Below are 17616 nucleotides of genomic sequence, written 5' to 3'. Positions count from 1 at the left end.
ATTACTGCGTCCCGGCCGTCGCTTCGCCCAACAGCTTTTGAATGGTCGCCTGGTCGGCTTCGACCGGCTTGACCACTTCGCCTTCCTTCACCAGCTCCTGGCCGGCGACGATGATGCGGGCGTCGGCCGGAATGCCGCCGAGCACCAGGCCGGTCGGCGTGTCGTCGACCAGGTCGATCGGGAAGAACACGACCTTGTCGTCCTTGTCGACGGCGCGAATGCCGAGATCGCCCTTGTCGCCGAGCGTCACCACCGAGCGCGGCAGCATGACGGCGTCGGTCGGCTGGGCGCTGAGCGCAATTTCTGCCGTCATGCCGGCCGGTACGGAACCATCGGCGTTGGGGATGGCGACTTCGACGCGGAAGGTACGGGTTGCCGAAGATGCATCGCGGCTGATGTAGCGCACCGTGCCCTCGACATTCTGGCCGCTGACCAGACGCACATTTGCCTTGTCGCCGATCTTCAGATAGCCGAGATCGCGTTCGCTGACTTCGCCGCGGGCGATCACCGGATCGAGCTTCAGAATGGTCGCCACTTCGCCGCCCTGCATGACGGAACTGCCAAGCTCCACTGGCACCCGGTCGATGACGCCGTCGAAGGGCGCCTTCACCTCGTTGCGGTCGAGCTCGGCTTGCACGGCCTCCAGTTGCGACTTGGCCAGCGTCAGGTTGGAGCGGGCCGTGTCGAGCTGCAGCTTGGGCAGATTGCCGGTTTTCATCAGCCGCAGGGCAGCTGCCAGCTCTGCCTCACGTTGCACGACAAGCTGCTTGGCGTTGTCGACCGCCGAGATTTTTTCCTCGGCGGCAAGCATCAGGATCAGGTCGCCGGTCTTGACATGCTGACCCTGCTTGACCGGCAGCTTGTCGATGACGCCGGCGACGCGTGTCGCCAGGACGGCGCGCTTGTCGGCTTCGGTCAGTCCGGAAATGCGGATAGCGCGTGCATAGGTGCGCCGCGGCGGGGTTATGATCGCGACCGTGCGTAACGGCGCCTTGGGCTGTTCCGCCTCGGCAGTCCCCGGCTTGGCAGCCCCCTGTTTGCCAGTTTGGGGCTTGCCTGCGTCGGCTGCCTTGGGCTGCTCGACCTCTCCTGCCTTGGGCTTGTTGTCGGCGGACGCGCTGCCGACGGACGAGAACTCGCCTGTCGCCATCCAGCCAGCGAACCCGATGAGCACAACAATGGCTGCAAGCTTGTGAAACCTGAATTTCGGCATCGTCATTTTTTCCAGTGCGCGGGGTTCGGCCAGGCCGCATCTTCTACTTGGGGCGCGTCGCCGATATGGGTGCGCGCGAGGCCGTATTCAAATTGCCGTGATCGGCGAAGCGCGCTTCTACCTCAAAGTTGCATTGCAATATAGTCAGAAAAGTTGATGGGTTGTTGCTTTGTCCGCAAAGATGCGGCTGCAGCATCGGCTGTTGATCGCCAAAACAGCAGTATGGCAGCAAGTGTCAGGATGATTGGACAGATTGCGAATGCCATCTGCTTGCGAAGCAGCTAGGCCGGACGGCGGGCAGCCTCGGGCTGCTTGCGCGCCGCAAGAAATTCCTTGACCCGCCGGCCCGGCGCCGGCCCGCGCACCGGCTTCAAGCCGTCGTCGAGTTCGCCGGACAGATCGATCGTCGGCCGCTTGCCGACGGCGTCATAATTTTCTTCCAGCCAATCACTGGCTGCGGTGCGGCCGAGGTCGCGCAGATAGACAAGGAACGCCCATTCGGCATTGACCTTGGACGATGCCGACAGATCCTTGAACGCTTCGTCGGCATCGATGCGGTGCATGCGGATGTCGCGATATTCGCCGTGCGGCAATCGGCCGGCGGCGATCAGTTCCTTGACGAAGGCGATCGAGCGGAATTCGCGCAACAGCCCGGCATTGAAGGTAATCTCGTCGATGCGGTTCTGGATCTCATTGGCGCTCTTCGGCGTCCCCTCGCGGACCACCGGATTGATCTGCACCAAAAGCACGTCCTCGGTGGCCGCCGTCTTGAAGAACGGGAACAGTGCCGGGTTGCCGCCATAACCGCCATCCCAATAGGGCACGCCCTTGATCTCGACGGCACGGAACAATTGCGGCAAGCAGGCCGACGCCATCACCGTGTCGAGGTCGATCTCGCCGTCCGAGAAGACCCGCAACTGGCCGGTCTCGACATTGGTAGCGGAAATGAACAGTTCAATCGACTTGCAGGCGCGCACATTGTCGAAATCGATCTCACGTTCGACCACGTCGCGCAGCGGATTGATTGCGAGCGGATTGGCGACATAGGGCGAAAATACCCGAGACATCGTATCGAACAGGAAATAGCCGGGCGTGTTCTCGATCGACCAATTGCCCCAGGCGACGTCCCAGGGCATGCGCTGTACCGGGCTGAAGCGGCCCTTTGCCGCCACCGCACGCCAGAAATCGTCGAGCTTCCGCCGCGCGCCCTCGACACCGCCGCGGACAAAGCCGTCGGCCAGCGCCACGGCATTCATGGCGCCGGCGCTGGTGCCCGAAACCGCCGTTATGTCGAGGCGCCCGTCCTCGAGCAGCCGATCGAGCACGCCCCAGGAAAACGCCCCGTGCGAGCCGCCGCCTTGCAGCGCGACATTGATCTTCTTTGGCTCTTCCGCCTTGCCGTTTTTCGGCATGGCGTGGCCCTTGACCGCTGGAAGCCTCACTGAGCGGTCCAGCCGCCGTCGACAGAGATGTGCGTGCCGTTGATCTGCGCCGCCGCATCCGAGCATAGGAACACTGCGGCCGCCGCAACCTGCTCGACGGTGACGAACTCCTTGGTCGGCTGCTTTTCGAGCATGACCTCACGGACCACCGTCTCGCGGTCCATCTTGTTGGCCTTCATCTGGTCGGGGATCTGCGCCTCGACCAGCGGCGTCAGCACATAGCCCGGACAAATGGCATTACAGGTGATCTTGTCGCGCGCCAGCTCCAGGGCGACAGTCTTGGTCAAGCCCATAATGCCATGCTTGGCCGAGACATAGGCCGACTTGAACGGCGAGGCGACAAGGCCGTGGGCCGAGGCGACGTTGACGATCCGGCCGCCACCAGCCTGTTTCATCAACGGGATGGCGGCTGCGATGGTGTGGAAGGCCGATGACAGGTTGATGGCGATGATCGCATCCCATTTCTCGATCGGGAAGCTTTCGACCGGCGCGACATGCTGGATGCCGGCGTTGTTGACCAGGATGTCGACCGAGCCGAATGCCTCGGCTGCCTTTGCCACCAAAGCCCGGCACTCGGCCGGCCTCGACATGTCGGCCTTGACGTAGACGGTCTTCACCTCGTGGTGCTTCGCGATCGCGTCGGCGATGGCGTGATCGTCGGCGGTGTCGGAAAAGGAATTGACGACGACGTTGCAGCCTTCGGCCGCGAGCGCGTGGGCAATGGCCAGGCCGATGCCCGAGGTGGAACCGGTGACGATGGCGGTTTTTCTGGCGGTCAAGGCGGCTTTATTCCTTTCGAGGCGGGCTCCCGTGGAACCATGCTGCACTGCAACATATAGGCTCTCTGTCACCCAAGAACAGCGGATGTGTGGAGCAATGACATGAAATTTTTGTCATGTAGACCGCTCTCGTCCCCTAAGAGAGGTCGTTGCCTCGTTTCGCAAAGCATGCGCTGAAAGCTCGTCAGGCGACGAGGTCCGGCACCGTCCCGATATAGCGCGACTGCGGCCGGATCAGCCGTCCGCTCGTTTGCTGCTCGCGCGCATGGGCAATCCAGCCGGCGACGCGCCCGGCAGCAAAGACGTTGGTGAACGCCTCTTTCGGAAAGCTCGCCGCTTCCAGCAGGAGCGCTGTGAAGAACTCGACATTGGTCTGGAGCGAGCGCGACGGCTTGGCGATGCGAAGCACTTCGAGCGCCGCTTGCTCCACGCTTTCGGCAAAGGCCAGGCGGTGGCCGCTTTCGCCCCTGGCGCCGAGCTGGCGCACCACCGCTTTCAGCACGTCGGCACGCGGATCGCGCACGCGATAGATGCGATGGCCGAAGCCCATGATGCGGCGGCCGCGCGCGATCTCGCCACGCAGCCAGCCGGCGGCGTCGCCATGCGCCTCGATCGCATCCAGCATCTCGATCACCGGACCTGGCGCGCCGCCATGCAGCGGCCCCTTGAGCGCTCCGAGCCCGGCCAGCACCGCCGAAGTAAGCCCGGCCTGCGTCGAAGAGACCACGCGCGCGGCGAAGGTCGATGCGTTGAGGCCGTGGTCGCAAACCGTCACGAGATAGGCATCGAGCGCCTTCGCCAATTTAGGCGAGGCCGCAATGCCGGTCAGCATCCGCAGCATGTCGGCGGCATGATCGGCCTTGCTATCGGGCGCAATCGGGCGTTCGCCGCGCTGCAAGCGCAGCAAGGCCGGCGTCAGCACGGCAGGTGCCGCAACCAGCCGCAGCGCGTCCGACAATTTGTCACCATCCGGCAGCAGGGCAATACCGGCGCGCATCGCGCTGTAGATATCGACGGATGTGAGAAACGGCAGCAAGGGTTTGATCTGCTCGAACACTTCGCTGCGCGCCCGACCGATCGCGTTCGCCAGCGCGCTGCCGTCGGGAAGATCGTCGAAAAAGCCGTCGAACAGCAGATGAACCACCTCGGCGTATTTCCAGCGACCTGCCAGTTCGGGCAACGAATGGCCCCGGATGGTCAGGCGGCCACCAAGACCGTCGACATCGGAGAGCACCGTTTCCGCCGCCACAACATCATCGAGCCCATTCGCCATCGGTTTTCTCCTTGACCCTTTCCGGGTGGTAGATAAGGGTTGGTGACTGGACCATCAATCTTGATCAACGGAATCAACATGACAAGGCTGACATGACGGAGTGGCTGACGCGGGACGAAGCCCTGAAGCGTCTCAAGGTGCGAGCCCAGACCCTCTATGCCTATGTCAGCCGCGGGCGCATCGGCGTGCGGCCGGACCGGGCGGATCCACGCCGCAGCCAGTATCGCGCCGACGACATCGCGGCGCTGGCGAGCCGGCGGGCTCGTGGCCGAAATCCGCAGGCAATCGCCGAAAGTGCAATTGCCTGGGGTGAGCCGGCGATCGCCACCACGATCTCGACCGTTTTGCATGGCCGCCTTGTCTATCGCGGCCAGGATGCGGTTGCTCTCTGCGAGGCTGCCACGCTGGAGCAGACGGCAAACCTGCTTTGGGCATCTGACGCACCGGTGTCGTTCGTCTCGGCGAGCCGCCATGGCAACGGCGCAACTGGCCGGCCGGCTGCCTTCGCGGAATTGGCCGCGTTGGCGGCCAACGGCCGGCCTTCGCTCGGCCGAAGATCGGCTTCGCTCAACCACGATGCGGCCGGCGCCATCGCCGCTTTGGCCCAGGCGCTCGGCGCGATTCCCGGAACTGGTGCCGTGCACGAAAGGCTGGCGCGGGGATGGTCGCTCGATGCGGCCGGCGCAGACTTGATCCGCCGCTCACTGGTACTGTTGGCCGATCACGAATTGAACGCATCGACCTTCGCCGCACGGGTCGCCGCGTCCACCGGCGCACCTGTTTCGGCCTGCCTGCTTGCCGGCCTCGCCACGCTCTCCGGGCCGCGTCATGGCGGCGCCGCGGAGGCGGTCATGATGCTGGCGGAAGATGCGCAGAGATTGGGGCCGGACGCGGCTGTCGGACGCTGGCTCGGTCACGACAGGCCGCTGCCCGGATTTGGCCATCCGCTTTATCCCGACGGCGATCCGCGTGCGGAACCGTTGCTGGCCGCGATAGATGTCGATGATGGGCTGTTACGGCTTTGCGATGCGGCCTTTGCGGCAACGGGCATGCGCCCGAACGTCGATTTCGCTTTGGCCGCGCTGACGCGCGGTCTCCGTTTGCCGTCCGATGCGCCGTTCCGCCTGTTCGCGCTCGGCCGCAGCGTCGGCTGGGCCGCGCATGCCGTGGAGCAGGTGACGAGCAACGGCCTGATCCGGCCACGCGCCCGCTACCAGGGACCGCTGCCGGAGCAGCTCTAGTCTAGCCGCGCTGCTTGCGAAGTCTCAGCAGCACCTGAAGGAAGGTCCGACGCTGCACTTCGCCAGCCGGCAGTCAGGACATCGTGTCGAGCTTGCGCTGCATCGCGGCGATCTGCTCCTTCAGCTCCTGAAGGTCGTCGGGTTTTTCCGGCGTTTCCTTCCTGGCCGGTTCGGCCGGCGCTGCTGCCGGCGCCGAGCCCGCGGGCGGGAACGGCGTGAACAGCCGCATGGCGTTCTGGAACATTTCCATGTTGCGCCGCGTCTGCTCCTCCAGCACCTTGATTGGTGTCGCGATCTTCATCATGTCCATCGGCGACTTGCCGAGCGCATCTTTCATCTGCTCGCGAAAGCGCTCCTGCTCCTTCGAGAAGGCCAGCATCGACTGTTCGAGAAAGCTCGGCACGATCATCTGCATCTGGTCGCCGTAATAGGCGATGAGCTGACGCAGGAACGGGATCGGCAGCATGTTCTGCCCGTCCTTGTTCTCCAGCTCGAAGATGATCTGGGTCAGTACCGGATGCGTGATGTCGTCACCGGTCTTGGCGTCCTGGACAGTAAAGTCCTCGCCTCTTTTGACCATTTCAGCGAGATCCTCGAGCGTCACATAGGTGCTGGTGCCCGTATTGTAGAGACGGCGATTGGCATATTTCTTGATAACAATAGGTTCGTCTTTTGCGGCCATCTGCATCCTCCCCGGACACCGGGCAGCTTAAGTAAGCCGCCGATAACGATTGCGCCTTTTTAAAGGATATGCGCAAAAGCGTCATGAATCCAAGCAGTTTGTGCAGTGCGGGAACATTTTATGCTGCGCAGCACGGACGGGCCGCCGTTGCAGCGACGGGCGGCATACTTGCGGGAGTGGGACGCCATGCCCATTTCGGGTTTGACTCGGGTTGTGGAAAGGGCAAGAAAAGTCCCCGACGGCACCCGAAATCATTCCCCGAAAGCCTGGAGAAGAACATGTCCGCTTCCAACGCCATCGTTGTCGCCAGTGCAGCGCGCACGCCCGTCGGCTCCTTCAACGGCGCCTTCGCCAACACCCCAGCCCATGAATTGGGTGCCGTCGCCGTCAGGGAAGCGCTGGTCCGTGCCGGCGTCGACGGCAAGGAGGTGGACGAGGTCATTCTCGGCCAGATTCTGACCGCGGCTCAAGGGCAGAACCCGGCGCGGCAGGCGGCAATGGCTGCCGGCGTACCGCAGGAGGCGACCTCCTGGGGCCTGAACCAGCTCTGCGGCTCGGGCTTGCGCGCTATCGCGCTCGGCATGCAGCAGATCGCCCAGGGCGATGCAAAAATCATCGTTGCCGGCGGCCAGGAATCGATGTCGATGGCTCCGCATGCGCAACATCTGCGCGGTGGCGTCAAGATGGGCGACTTCAAGCTGATCGACACCATGATCAAGGACGGCCTGACCGATGCCTTCTACGGCTATCATATGGGCAACACCGCTGAGAACGTCGCCCGCCAGTTTCAGATCACCCGCGACGACCAGGACCAGTTCGCACTGGCTTCCCAGAACAAGGCCGAGGCCGCGCAGAAAGCCGGGAAATTCAAGGACGAGATCGTTGCCTTTACAGTCAAGGGCAGGAAGGGCGACACCGTAGTCGACCAGGATGAATACATCCGCCACGGCGCGACAATCGATGCCATGACCAAGCTCAAGCCCGCCTTCGACAAGGAAGGCACGGTGACGGCTGCCAATGCTTCCGGCATCAACGACGGCGCCGCCGCCGTGGTGCTGATGACCGAAGCGGAAGCCGCAAGGCGCGGCATCACACCGCTGGTGCGTATCGTTTCCTGGGCGACCGCCGGTGTCGACCCGCAGATCATGGGGACGGGACCGATCCCCTCCTCGCGCAAGGCGCTGGCCAAGGCCGGCTGGTCGGTTGGCGACCTCGATCTGGTCGAAGCCAACGAGGCCTTTGCCGCGCAGGCCTGCGCCGTCAACAAGGACATGGGCTGGGATCCGGCCATCGTCAACGTCAATGGCGGCGCCATCGCCATCGGCCATCCGGTCGGCGCCTCGGGCGCCCGCATCTTCAACACGCTGGTCTACGAGATGCGCCGCAGAAGTGCCAAGAAAGGCCTTGCCACGCTGTGCATCGGCGGCGGCATGGGTGTTGCCATGTGCGTGGAAGCATTGTGATGAGATAAGCGATACGAATAGGATGCTGGCGCAAAGCGAGTAGGGAAAGAGGGCAAACCCCACCGCTTCAACGCTCAGTCATCTGCATTTCCCGGGAGGACATATGACAAAGGTTGCAATCGTCACAGGCGGGTCGCGCGGCATCGGCGCGGCGATATCGGTCGCCTTGAAAAGCGCCGGCTATTCGGTCGCCGCAAACTACGCCGGCAATGAAGAAGCGGCGGCAAAGTTCAAGGCCGCGACCGGCATCCCGGTCTATAAATGGTCGGTCGCCGACTACGAGGCCTGCGCCGCCGGCATCAAACAGATCGAAGCCGATCTCGGTCCCGTCTCGGTGCTGGTCAACAATGCCGGCATCACTCGCGACGCGATGTTCCATAAGATGACGCGCGAGCAATGGAAGGAGGTCCTCGACACCAACCTTTCCGGCGTCTTCAACATGACGCATCCATTGTGGGGCGGCATGCGCGACCGCAAGTTCGGTCGCATCATCACCATCTCCTCGATCAACGGTCAGAAAGGCCAGGTCGGCCAGGTCAATTATTCGGCCTCGAAGGCCGGCGATATCGGCTTCACCAAGGCACTGGCCCAGGAAGGCGCGCGCGCCGGCATCACCGTCAACGTCATTTGCCCCGGCTACATCGCCACCGAGATGGTCAAGGCAATGGACGAGAAGGTCCTCAACGAGCGCGTCATCCCGCACATCCCGGTCGGCCGTCTCGGCGAGCCGGAGGAGATCGCGCGCTGCGTCGTCTTTCTCGCTTCCGACGATGCCGGTTTCATCACCGGCTCGACCATATCAGCCAATGGCGGCCAGTACGTCGCCTGATCGTTTATCTTTACGTTGAGACAGATACGCACTTGGACGAACGGGCCTGCAAAACGGCCCGTTTCTATAGCGGTCTTCCCGTTGCAAGATCTCGATGCAGCACGCTGCCCCAATCCGGCACGCAAAGGTTAACGGCAAACTCGCAGCTTGTGCAAAAGCCGCCCGGCAGCCTGTGGATTCTCGGTGGAAAAGCTGTTCACAACACAACATGTTGCGGTGAACAAACCAAGAAACTTCGGCTATCTCTGATTCGTCGCCGATTCGTTCCGGCTTTGAGCGGAACGTTAACGGCGAGAGCTGAAAACACCCGCGAAATGATTAAAACGCATTAGGAAACATCAATAATTTCATAATGTTGTGCGAAGCAGATTGGCCGGCCACGACCATTCGCCGGCAAAGGTTAACCGCAGTGCTCGCTTGGATGCCGCTTGCATAAATCGGGCCAGTTTCCGTGATTCAGCATGTGGTGAGGTACGCCGACAGAAAACCCAGATGTAGCCGTGAACAAACCCTGAATCAGCGCGAGTCAGTGATTCGTCGCTGATTCGTTCCAGACTCGTTCCAACTGTTAATCGGGAACAGATTTTCTGGCTTCGAACCAACCAATCGGCCTGCCCTCGGCATATTCCGCTTTCGCTTCGCGCCCGAAATCCCTATGTGTCGCCTGTCATACGCGGCCAATATGGGCGCGCTCCCGACAATGCGAGGCAGAGAGCCTTATTTCCAGGCCGATGAACATCCATCCGAAACACACTGAACCGCTGATCCTGTCGGGTCGAGACGTGACGGCCGTGCTCGGCCCGACCAACACCGGCAAGACCCATCTCGCCATCGAACGCATGGTGGCGCACGAAAGCGGCGTCATCGGCCTGCCGCTCAGGCTGCTTGCCCGCGAGGTCTATACGCGCGTCTGCGAGAAGGTCGGCGCCCATAAGGTGGCGCTCATCACCGGCGAGGAAAAGATCCAGCCGGCGGGCGCGAAATACTCGGTCTGCACCGTGGAAGCGATGCCGCGCGAGACCGACGCCGCCTTCGTTGCCATCGACGAGGTCCAGCTCGCCGGCGATCTCGAACGCGGCCACATCTTCACCGATCGCATCCTGCATCTGCGCGGCCGCCAGGAGACGCTGCTGCTGGGCGCGGCCACCATGCACGGCATTCTGCAGCGCCTGCTGCGGGGCGTGTCGGTGGTGACGCGACCACGCCTCTCGCATCTTGCCTATGTCGGCTCGAAGAAGCTGACCCGCCTGCCGCGGCGCACGGCGATCGTCGCCTTCTCGGCCGACGAGGTCTATGCCATCGCCGAGCTGATCCGCCGCCAGCAGGGCGGTGCCGCCGTCGTGCTCGGCGCACTCAGCCCGCGCACCCGCAACGCCCAGGTGGCGCTGTTCCAGTCGGGCGACGTCGACTACCTCGTCGCCACCGACGCCATCGGCATGGGCCTCAACCTCGACCTCGACCATGTCGCCTTCGCCCAGAACCGTAAATTCGACGGCTACCAGTACCGCAACCTGACGGCGGCCGAGCTCGGCCAGATTGCCGGCCGCGCCGGCCGGCATCTGCGCGATGGCACCTTCGGCGTCACCGGCCAGGTCGGTCCGCTGGATGATGAACTGGTCAACAAAATCGAGGCGCATGATTTCGACCCGGTGAAAGTACTGCAGTGGCGCACCGCGCATTTCGATTTCGCCAACCTTGATGCGCTGAAGCGCTCGATTGAGACCAACGCCCCGGTCGAAGGCCTGACGCGCGCGCTGCCGGCAGTAGACGCGCAGGCGCTCGAGCATCTGTCGCGCGACGAGGACGTCCGGGCACTCACCACCGATGCCAGGCGCGTGGCGCTGCTGTGGGAAGCCTGCGCGCTGCCCGACTACAGGAAGATCGCGCCGGCCCAGCACGCCGACTTGATCGCCTCCATCTACATGGACCTTGCCAGGCACGGCCATGTCGACGAGAACTACATGGCCGAGCAGGTGCGCCGTGCCGACACCACCGAAGGCGACATCGACACGCTGTCGCACAGGATTGCCCAGATCCGCACATGGACCTTCGTTTCCAACCGGCCCGGCTGGCTGGCCGATCGGGCACACTGGCAGGAAAAGACGCGCGAAATCGAAGACAGATTGTCGGATGCGCTGCATGAGCGGTTGACGAAACGTTTTGTAGACCGCAGGACTTCCGTCCTCATGCGGCGCCTTAGAGAAAACACGATGCCTGAAGCCGAAATCAGCCCAACCGGAACCGTCCTCGTCGAAGGCCATCACGTCGGCGAGTTGCAAGGTTTCCGCTTCACCGCCGACCAGAGCGCCGGCGGCGAAGACGCCAAGGCGGTGCGGGCGGCGGCGCAGAAGGCGCTTGCCGCCGAGTTCGAGGCGCGGGCCGAGCGCTTCGGCGCCTCGGCCAATGGCGACATCGCGCTGGGTTCGGATGGCACGCTGCGCTGGATCGGCGCGCCGATCGGCACGCTGGTCGCCGGCGAAGACGCTTTGAAGCCGCGTCTGGTTCTGCTGGCCGACGAGCAACTCACCGGCCCGGCACGCGACAAGGTTGCGGCGCGCGCCGAGCGCTTCGTAAACTTCCAGATCGAATCCCTGCTGAAGCCGCTGGTCGACCTCAAGAATGCCGAGCAGATCACCGGCATCGGCCGCGGCATTGCTTTCCAGCTCGTCGAGCATTTCGGTCTCATCAACCGTCGCGACATCGCCGACGAGATGAAATCGCTCGACCAGGAAGGCCGCGCGGCGCTTCGCCGTCTCGGCGTGCGCTTCGGCGCCTACCATGTCTTCGTGCCGGCGCTGATCAAGCCGGCGCCGGCCGGGCTGGTAACGCTGCTGTGGGCGCTGAGAAACGACGGCAAGGACAAGCCCGGTTTCGGCGATGTCGTTCACGCACTGGCCTCCGGCCGCACCTCGGTGGTCATCGATCCGACCTTCGACAAGACCTTCTACAAGCTTGCCGGCTACCGCAATCTTGGCCGGCGTGCTGTACGCGTCGATATTCTCGAACGGCTGGCCGACCTGATCCGGCCGGCGACCAACTGGAAGCCGGGCCTCGGCCCTCGGCCCGACGGCGCCTATGACGGCCAGTCCTTCATGGTGACGCCGCCGATGATGTCGATTCTCGGCGCCACCGCCGACGACATGGAAGAAATCCTGAAGGGACTCGGCTATCGCGCCGATGCCAAACCGGCGGCCGAGGTCAAGGCGCGGCTCGAAGCACAGGACAATGCCGCGCGTGAAGCTGCCGCTGCAAAGCAGGCGGCGGAAGAGACTGCGCGAGTCGAGCAGGCGAGGATGGCGGAAGCATCTGCCGCGGCAGAGCCGCCGGCGGAGGCTTCGGAACCTGTGTCGGATGCGGCTCCTGTTGCGGAGGCGGCGGCCGAAGCTGTGACCGAAGCGACGGCAGAGCCTGTCGCGGAAGCTCCAGCCCCTGAAGCTGCGGCAGAAGTCACGCAAGAGACCCGGCCCGCCGCGGAGGCAACTGCTGAAGCGCCTGCGGAACCAGCGGCCGAGCCAACGGCGGAACTTGGGGCGGAAACTGAGGCTGCGGCACCGGTAGAGCCGCCGGTTCTCGAAACTACGGAAGCATCGCCGGCCGAACCTGCAGCAACGACGGAAGCCGTCGCCGGCGAAGCTGCTCCAGAAGCCGAGGAGCCAAAACCTGTCCTGTTATGGCGGCAGGGTCGTTTCGACCAGCGCCCGCGTCATCGCCAGCATGACAACCGCCCCCGGGACAATCATCGGGACAATCGCGCGCGCAGTGGTCAAGCTGCGCCGGACAGCCGCAGCGATGCGCCGGTAGATGCCGGCGGGCAAGCGACGCCGGGCGACCGGCCCGCCCGTCAGGGGCGCCACGACCAGCGCGACGGCGCCGGCAAGCCGCGCTTCGATCGCAGCAAGTTCAAGCCCAGGCCGCAAGGCGAGGCGGTAGAGCAGCGCGCCGGCAAGCCGCAAGGTGAACGCCCGGACCGGCGCGAAAACCGGCCCGACTGGAAGGCTGGCCGGCAGGACGGCAAAGGCGGCGCCCAAGGCGCAAAACCCGCCTTCCAGCCAAAGCCGCGTGAGGAACGCCCGGTCCGCTTCGACCCGGACTCGCCCTTCGCCAAGCTCGCCGCGTTGCGCGACCAGCTGAAGAAGTAAGCTGCTCGTCCAATGGTCACTGATGCCCGCCAGCGCATCGACAAGTGGTTGTTCTTCTCGCGCGCGGTAAAATCGCGCACGCTGGCAGCCAAGCTGGTCCTCGCCGGACGCGTCCGCATCAATCGCGACAAAGCAGCGCAGGCCTCCGACACGGTCCGGCCGGGCGACGTTTTGACCATCACGCTGGAGCGGCGGATCTTCGTCTGGAAGGTCCTTGGCACCGGCGTACGGCGTGGCCCGGCCGAAGAGGCCCGCCTGCTCTACGAGGACATGTCGCCGCCCCCCGCGCCCAAGGGCGAGGCGCTTCCGGACGCGGTGCCGCCGTTGCGCGAGGCCGGCAGCGGTCGCCCGACGAAGAAGGAACGCCGCCAGACCGACCACCTGCTCGGCGACGATTGAGCAAGGTCGAACGCCCGCTTTGCCGGCCTTCCGGAATTCCATTCCGGAAACCGCGGCACCGCTGGCAGGGGCCGCCCTTGCCACCAGCGGACAAAGGCGTTACCTCACCAAAAAAGCCCAACAAAATGGCACGTCCCGGAGCCGACCAATGACCTATGTCGTGACCGACAATTGCATAAAATGCAAATACATGGACTGCATCGAGGTCTGTCCGGTCGACTGCTTCTACGAAGGTGAGAACATGCTCGTCATCCACCCGGACGAGTGCATCGATTGCGGCGTCTGCGAACCGGAATGCCCGGCCGACGCAATCAAGCCCGACACCGAGTCGGGTCTCGACAAATGGCTGCAGATCAACACCGAATATGCCGAGAAATGGCCCAACATCACCGCCAAGAAGGAGCCGCCGGCCGACGCTAAAAATTTCGATGGCGAAACTGGCAAGTTCGAGAAATATTTCTCCCCGGAGCCCGGCGAAGGCGACTGACGAGCCTGCCGGCTGCGGTGGCCTGACGCCGCGTAACAGACGTGATACATTAACTGCCTTGACAGGCGGCGACGGCGCGCGGCCTTCGCGCGTGCAGCAAAACCTTGATTCTTCCGACTTTTTGTGTTATATCAGCCAAACATGCCGGTGACACAACGTCGATTTATGGCGCAAACGCCCCAAATCACTGAAAGGTGAATTTCTCAATCCGGACCAGAGCGATCTGGGGCAGGCGGTCGCAATGTTGCGATTTGCCGGTCCTGGCCTTTCCGGTGAGTTCATCGTTGTGTGGCTAAGGACCGGTCACCCCGGTCGCACGAGTTCGGGCCGGCACGATGCCGGTACCACAACAAGGAGTTCAGGGCGTAATGGCAACGATCACCCCGCAGAAGAAGTCCACCGCAGCGCGCCACGGTTTCAAGACCGGCGAATACATCGTTTATCCGGCGCATGGTGTCGGCCAGATCGTCTCGATTGATGAGCAGGAAGTCGCGGGCCACAAGCTGGAGCTGTTCGTCATCGACTTCCAGAAGGACAAGATGCGCCTCAAGGTGCCGGTCGCCAAGGCGACCTCGATCGGCATGCGCAAGCTGTCGGAAGAGGATTATGTCGAGCGCGCGCTGAAGGTCGTGCAGGGCCGCGCCCGCGTCAAGCGCACCATGTGGTCACGCCGTGCCCAGGAATATGACGCCAAGATCAACTCCGGCGATCTGATCTCGATCTCGGAAGTGGTGCGCGACCTTTACCGCGCCGATAACCAGCCGGAGCAGTCCTATTCCGAGCGCCAGCTCTACGAGGCGGCCCTCGACCGCATGGCCCGCGAGATCGCGGCCGTCAACCGCATGTCGGAGACCGAAGCGGTCCGCCTCATCGAGGTGAACCTCAACAAGGGCCCGAAGCGCGGCGCTAAGGCCGACAACGAGGAAGCCGAGCAGGAAGAAGCCGCCTGAGTTTTTTTGCTTTCGAATCCAGAAAAACCCGGCCTCGCGCCGGGTTTTTTGTTTTGGCTGACCGGCGACGGGCATATCTAACCTTCGCCGCCGCCTTCCCTCTCCGCCTCGTGCTTCAGCGTGGCGATGAACCGCTTGGTCCGCTGGCGCTCCGGATTGCTGAACAGCACCGCGGCCGGCCCTTGTTCGACGATGTTGCCGGCATCGAGGAACACCACTTCCCGCGCGATCTTGGAGGCGAGCCGCAGATCATGCGTCGCCATCACCATGGTCGTGCCCTCACTGGCGAGCTTGCCGAGCACATCGACCACCTCCTGCGCCAGTTCCGGATCGAGTGCCGAGGTCGGCTCGTCGCAGAGCAGGACTTTCGGCGAAGGCGCCAGAGCCCGGGCAATCGCCACGCGCTGCTGCTGGCCACCTGACAGCGTCGCCGGCCAGGCATCGGCCTTGTGCGCCATGCCGACCTTTTCGAGCAGGGCCAGCGCCCGTTCGCGCGCCCTCTCCTTGGGCCATCTCAGCACCGTCACCAGCCCCTCCATGATGTTCTCGATCGCGGTGCGATGCGGAAACAGCTGGAAATTCTGGAACACCATGCCGGTCTGCAGCCGCAGCCGCTGGATATCCCTGGTCGAGACCCTGCCGCCGGGGCGGAATTCGAGTGCATCGTCGCCGATCCGTACCGTGCCTGAAGTCGGGAGCTCGAGCAGGTTGATGCAGCGCAAAAGCGTGCTTTTCCCTCCGCCCGACGGTCCGACAAGCGCCGTAACGCTGCCTTCCTCGATGGTGACGGTCACGCCCTTCAGCACAAGATTGTCGCCGAAACGCTTTTCGATGTTGGTGAGGCCGATCATGCGCGCGCCTCCAGGAAGCCGCCATAACGGTTGAGCCGCGTTTCCAGCCGCGCCTGCAAGGCCGACAGCACGGAGCTCATGATCAGATAGAGGGCCGCTGCCTCGACATAGAGGATCAGCGGCTCATAGGTGGTGGCGACGATGCGCTGCGCTGCCTGGAACATCTCCGGCACGGTGATGGCGGCGGCGAGCGAAGTGTCCTTGACCAGCGAGATGAAGGTGTTGGACAGCGGCGGCACGGCGACGCGCCCCGCCTGTGGAAGAATGGTGCGCCGCATTGCCTGGGCCCAGGTCATGCCGATCGAATAGGCCGCTTCCCACTGGCCCTTGGGCACCGAACCGATGACGGCGCGGATGATTTCCGATGAATAAGCACCGATGTTCAAGGTGAAGCCGATCAGTGCTGCCGGAAAGGCGTCGAGCAGGATGCCGACCGATGGCAGGCCGTAGAAGATAAGGAACAGTTGCACGAGAAGCGGCGTGCCGCGGAATATCCAGACGTAGAAGCGGACCACGGCGACCAGCGGTTTGGGACCGAACAGCCGGACAAGCGCCACAACCAGGCCTAGGACAAGACCGAATGCAAACGACAGCAGCGTCAGCGGCACGGTGAAGATCAGTGCAGCCCATAGCAGCGTAGGCAGGGATTCCAGCATCAATTGCAGCCAGTGCGGCACGAAGGCTCCTCCTTGCCAGATTGCCGTCGCTCATATCACGCGAAAGCGGCGGGCCGTCAAAAGACAGCTCGCCGCGATATGAACGACGTGGGCCTGCGTTCGGCCCACACGAGAAAGCCGTTTTACTTCGAAACGTCCTGGCCGAAATAGGTGTCGGCGATTTTCTTGTAGGTGCCGTCGGCCTTGATGTCGGCCAGCGCCTTATTGATGGCGGCCACCAGTTCCGGATCGCCCTTGCGCACGATGACGCCGGAATAGTCGGCGTTTTCTTCCTGGGCGGCAATCTTCACATTGGCGTCGGGCTTGTGCTTCTTGAAGTCGAGGAAGGACAGGCTGTCATTGATGGTGGCGTCGGCGCGGCCCGTAAGAAGCAGCTGGATCGACTGGTCGAAGCCGTCGGTGCCGACGAGCTCGGCGCCATTGGTTTCAGCCAGCTTGCCGAAATTCGAGGTCAGCGATTGCGCCGCCTTCTTGCCCTTGAGATCGGCGAAACCCTTGATGTCGGTGTTGTCGCCGCGCACGATCAGCACCGCCTTGGAGGCGATGTAGGGATCGGAGAAAGCATATTTGGCCTTGCGCGCCTCGGTGATGCCGACCTCGTTGATGACGGCATCGTAGCGGTTGGCGTCGAGACCGGCGATCAGCCCGTCCCATTTGCCTTCGAGGAACTGGGCTTTGACGCCGAGGCGCTCGGCGATGGCGCGCGCGATCTCGACGTCGAAGCCGACCAGCGCGCCGGAAGCATCATGATAGGTGAAGGGCGCATAGGTTCCTTCTGTGCCGACCTTGAAGACGCCGGACTGCTTGATCTGGTCGAGATTGGCGCCGGCGTGACCGGCGGCGATGGCCAGAACCTGCAGCGTTCCGGCGATGATGAGCGATTTGAGCCATTTCATTTTTCTGTGATCCGTCCTTGGCCGGTGTCCGGCGTCATTGCGAGTGCCGGAAAATGACAGATGCGCGATGCCAGAATAAGAAACTGAATTTCAAAAATCCCGCGCCCTTGAAATCCAATTCTCAACCAGCATCTCCCGGCGCCATCCGGCTGAGTCAAGGCCGGCGGCGAATCGCCTGGAACAGCGCAATCGACATGACAGTCCGGGGGAACATTCCCCCGCATGGCACGTTCTTCGCTGTTGTAGGGCGCGGCGCCGCCATTTCAACCATCGGCGCCAACTCACGATTCGATCG

15 protein-coding genes are annotated in these 17616 nt (G+C 63.3%); 7 read left to right on the top strand and 8 right to left on the bottom strand.

Annotation, left to right across the window (positions count from 1 at the left end; all coding sequences use genetic code 11):
* Nucleotide 1: 1 nt before the first annotated feature.
* The 4 genes from NKJ15_RS09145 to NKJ15_RS09130 all read right to left on the bottom strand — a co-directional run bounded on the left by NKJ15_RS09145 (nucleotide 2) and on the right by NKJ15_RS09130 (nucleotide 4707).
* A complete protein-coding gene (locus NKJ15_RS09145) occupies nucleotides 2-1213 on the bottom strand; it encodes an efflux RND transporter periplasmic adaptor subunit (RefSeq protein WP_352540279.1) in 1212 nt (403 codons plus the stop codon).
* 281 nt (nucleotides 1214-1494) lie between these two features.
* Entirely contained in the window at nucleotides 1495-2625 is a 1131-nt protein-coding gene (locus NKJ15_RS09140; RefSeq protein ID WP_352747698.1) for a patatin-like phospholipase family protein, read from the bottom strand.
* Nucleotides 2626-2651: 26 nt separating this feature from the next.
* Nucleotides 2652-3434, bottom strand: coding sequence for a 3-hydroxybutyrate dehydrogenase (locus tag NKJ15_RS09135; RefSeq protein WP_352767644.1), 783 nt, complete (start codon nucleotides 3432-3434; stop codon nucleotides 2652-2654).
* Between the two features lie 184 nt (nucleotides 3435-3618).
* Nucleotides 3619-4707 (bottom strand): citrate synthase/methylcitrate synthase, encoded by a 1089-nt coding sequence (locus NKJ15_RS09130; protein ID WP_352814929.1) that lies wholly within the window; start codon nucleotides 4705-4707, stop codon nucleotides 3619-3621.
* Between the two features lie 92 nt (nucleotides 4708-4799).
* Between NKJ15_RS09130 and NKJ15_RS09125 the strand changes: the two genes are divergently transcribed.
* The gene (locus NKJ15_RS09125; protein ID WP_352452507.1) at nucleotides 4800-5948 is read left to right on the top strand and encodes a citrate/2-methylcitrate synthase; all 1149 of its coding nucleotides are present in this window, start codon (nucleotides 4800-4802) and stop codon (nucleotides 5946-5948) included.
* A gap of 73 nt (nucleotides 5949-6021) precedes the next feature.
* Here NKJ15_RS09125 and phaR read toward each other — a convergent pair whose 3' ends face one another.
* Nucleotides 6022-6630: a polyhydroxyalkanoate synthesis repressor PhaR gene (gene phaR, locus NKJ15_RS09120; RefSeq protein WP_023678449.1), complete on the bottom strand. Its 609-nt coding sequence runs from the start codon at nucleotides 6628-6630 to the stop codon at nucleotides 6022-6024.
* 278 nt (nucleotides 6631-6908) lie between these two features.
* On the opposite strand from phaR, the gene NKJ15_RS09115 reads away from it, so the two are divergent.
* The 6 genes from NKJ15_RS09115 to NKJ15_RS09090 all read left to right on the top strand — a co-directional run bounded on the left by NKJ15_RS09115 (nucleotide 6909) and on the right by NKJ15_RS09090 (nucleotide 14897).
* Entirely contained in the window at nucleotides 6909-8093 is a 1185-nt protein-coding gene (locus tag NKJ15_RS09115) for an acetyl-CoA C-acetyltransferase (protein WP_352452508.1), read from the top strand.
* 103 nt (nucleotides 8094-8196) lie between these two features.
* Entirely contained in the window at nucleotides 8197-8922 is a 726-nt protein-coding gene (gene phbB, locus NKJ15_RS09110; protein ID WP_352767641.1) for an acetoacetyl-CoA reductase, read from the top strand.
* A 731-nt stretch (nucleotides 8923-9653) separates the two neighbouring features.
* The gene (locus NKJ15_RS09105) at nucleotides 9654-13061 is read left to right on the top strand and encodes a helicase-related protein (RefSeq protein ID WP_352814926.1); all 3408 of its coding nucleotides are present in this window, start codon (nucleotides 9654-9656) and stop codon (nucleotides 13059-13061) included.
* A gap of 12 nt (nucleotides 13062-13073) precedes the next feature.
* Nucleotides 13074-13460 (top strand): RNA-binding S4 domain-containing protein, encoded by a 387-nt coding sequence (locus tag NKJ15_RS09100; RefSeq protein ID WP_352814924.1) that lies wholly within the window; start codon nucleotides 13074-13076, stop codon nucleotides 13458-13460.
* A gap of 148 nt (nucleotides 13461-13608) precedes the next feature.
* Nucleotides 13609-13947, top strand: a complete 339-nt coding sequence (fdxA, locus tag NKJ15_RS09095) for a ferredoxin FdxA (protein WP_292664799.1) — start codon at nucleotides 13609-13611, stop codon at nucleotides 13945-13947.
* A gap of 368 nt (nucleotides 13948-14315) precedes the next feature.
* Nucleotides 14316-14897 carry a CarD family transcriptional regulator gene (locus NKJ15_RS09090; RefSeq protein ID WP_006327799.1) on the top strand — a complete coding sequence of 194 codons (582 nt, stop codon included), beginning with the start codon at nucleotides 14316-14318 and terminating at the stop codon, nucleotides 14895-14897.
* A 77-nt stretch (nucleotides 14898-14974) separates the two neighbouring features.
* Here the strand turns inward: NKJ15_RS09090 and NKJ15_RS09085 are convergent, their stop codons facing one another.
* The 3 genes from NKJ15_RS09085 to NKJ15_RS09075 all read right to left on the bottom strand — a co-directional run bounded on the left by NKJ15_RS09085 (nucleotide 14975) and on the right by NKJ15_RS09075 (nucleotide 17321).
* Nucleotides 14975-15748, bottom strand: a complete 774-nt coding sequence (locus tag NKJ15_RS09085) for an amino acid ABC transporter ATP-binding protein (RefSeq protein ID WP_352814922.1) — start codon at nucleotides 15746-15748, stop codon at nucleotides 14975-14977.
* A complete protein-coding gene (locus tag NKJ15_RS09080; protein ID WP_352471183.1) occupies nucleotides 15745-16425 on the bottom strand; it encodes an ABC transporter permease subunit in 681 nt (226 codons plus the stop codon). Before NKJ15_RS09080 ends, NKJ15_RS09085 begins: the two co-directional genes overlap by 4 nt.
* Before the next feature lie 122 nt (nucleotides 16426-16547).
* Nucleotides 16548-17321 carry an amino acid ABC transporter substrate-binding protein gene (locus NKJ15_RS09075; protein ID WP_352768306.1) on the bottom strand — a complete coding sequence of 258 codons (774 nt, stop codon included), beginning with the start codon at nucleotides 17319-17321 and terminating at the stop codon, nucleotides 16548-16550.
* Nucleotides 17322-17616 lie beyond the last annotated feature (295 nt).

The organism is Mesorhizobium sp. M0207, from assembly GCF_040321995.1.
Lineage (GTDB): Bacteria > Pseudomonadota > Alphaproteobacteria > Rhizobiales > Rhizobiaceae > Mesorhizobium.
This window is presented reverse-complemented; position numbering and strand designations above follow the sequence as displayed.

What these genes read in the sequence shown, in the direction of transcription:
- NKJ15_RS09145 (WP_352540279.1), bottom strand. Translation starts at nt 1,213, where the DNA reads ATGCCGAAATTCAGGTTTCACAAGCTTGCAGCCATTGTTGTGCTCATC.
- NKJ15_RS09140 (WP_352747698.1), bottom strand. Translation starts at nt 2,625, where the DNA reads ATGCCGAAAAACGGCAAGGCGGAAGAGCCAAAGAAGATCAATGTCGCG.
- NKJ15_RS09130 (WP_352814929.1), bottom strand. Translation starts at nt 4,707, where the DNA reads ATGGCGAATGGGCTCGATGATGTTGTGGCGGCGGAAACGGTGCTCTCC.
- NKJ15_RS09125 (WP_352452507.1), top strand. Translation starts at nt 4,800, where the DNA reads ATGACGGAGTGGCTGACGCGGGACGAAGCCCTGAAGCGTCTCAAGGTG.
- phaR (WP_023678449.1), bottom strand. Translation starts at nt 6,630, where the DNA reads ATGGCCGCAAAAGACGAACCTATTGTTATCAAGAAATATGCCAATCGC.
- NKJ15_RS09115 (WP_352452508.1), top strand. Translation starts at nt 6,909, where the DNA reads ATGTCCGCTTCCAACGCCATCGTTGTCGCCAGTGCAGCGCGCACGCCC.
- phbB (WP_352767641.1), top strand. Translation starts at nt 8,197, where the DNA reads ATGACAAAGGTTGCAATCGTCACAGGCGGGTCGCGCGGCATCGGCGCG.
- NKJ15_RS09105 (WP_352814926.1), top strand. Translation starts at nt 9,654, where the DNA reads ATGAACATCCATCCGAAACACACTGAACCGCTGATCCTGTCGGGTCGA.
- NKJ15_RS09100 (WP_352814924.1), top strand. Translation starts at nt 13,074, where the DNA reads ATGGTCACTGATGCCCGCCAGCGCATCGACAAGTGGTTGTTCTTCTCG.
- fdxA (WP_292664799.1), top strand. Translation starts at nt 13,609, where the DNA reads ATGACCTATGTCGTGACCGACAATTGCATAAAATGCAAATACATGGAC.
- NKJ15_RS09090 (WP_006327799.1), top strand. Translation starts at nt 14,316, where the DNA reads ATGGCAACGATCACCCCGCAGAAGAAGTCCACCGCAGCGCGCCACGGT.
- NKJ15_RS09085 (WP_352814922.1), bottom strand. Translation starts at nt 15,748, where the DNA reads ATGATCGGCCTCACCAACATCGAAAAGCGTTTCGGCGACAATCTTGTG.
- NKJ15_RS09075 (WP_352768306.1), bottom strand. Translation starts at nt 17,321, where the DNA reads ATGAAATGGCTCAAATCGCTCATCATCGCCGGAACGCTGCAGGTTCTG.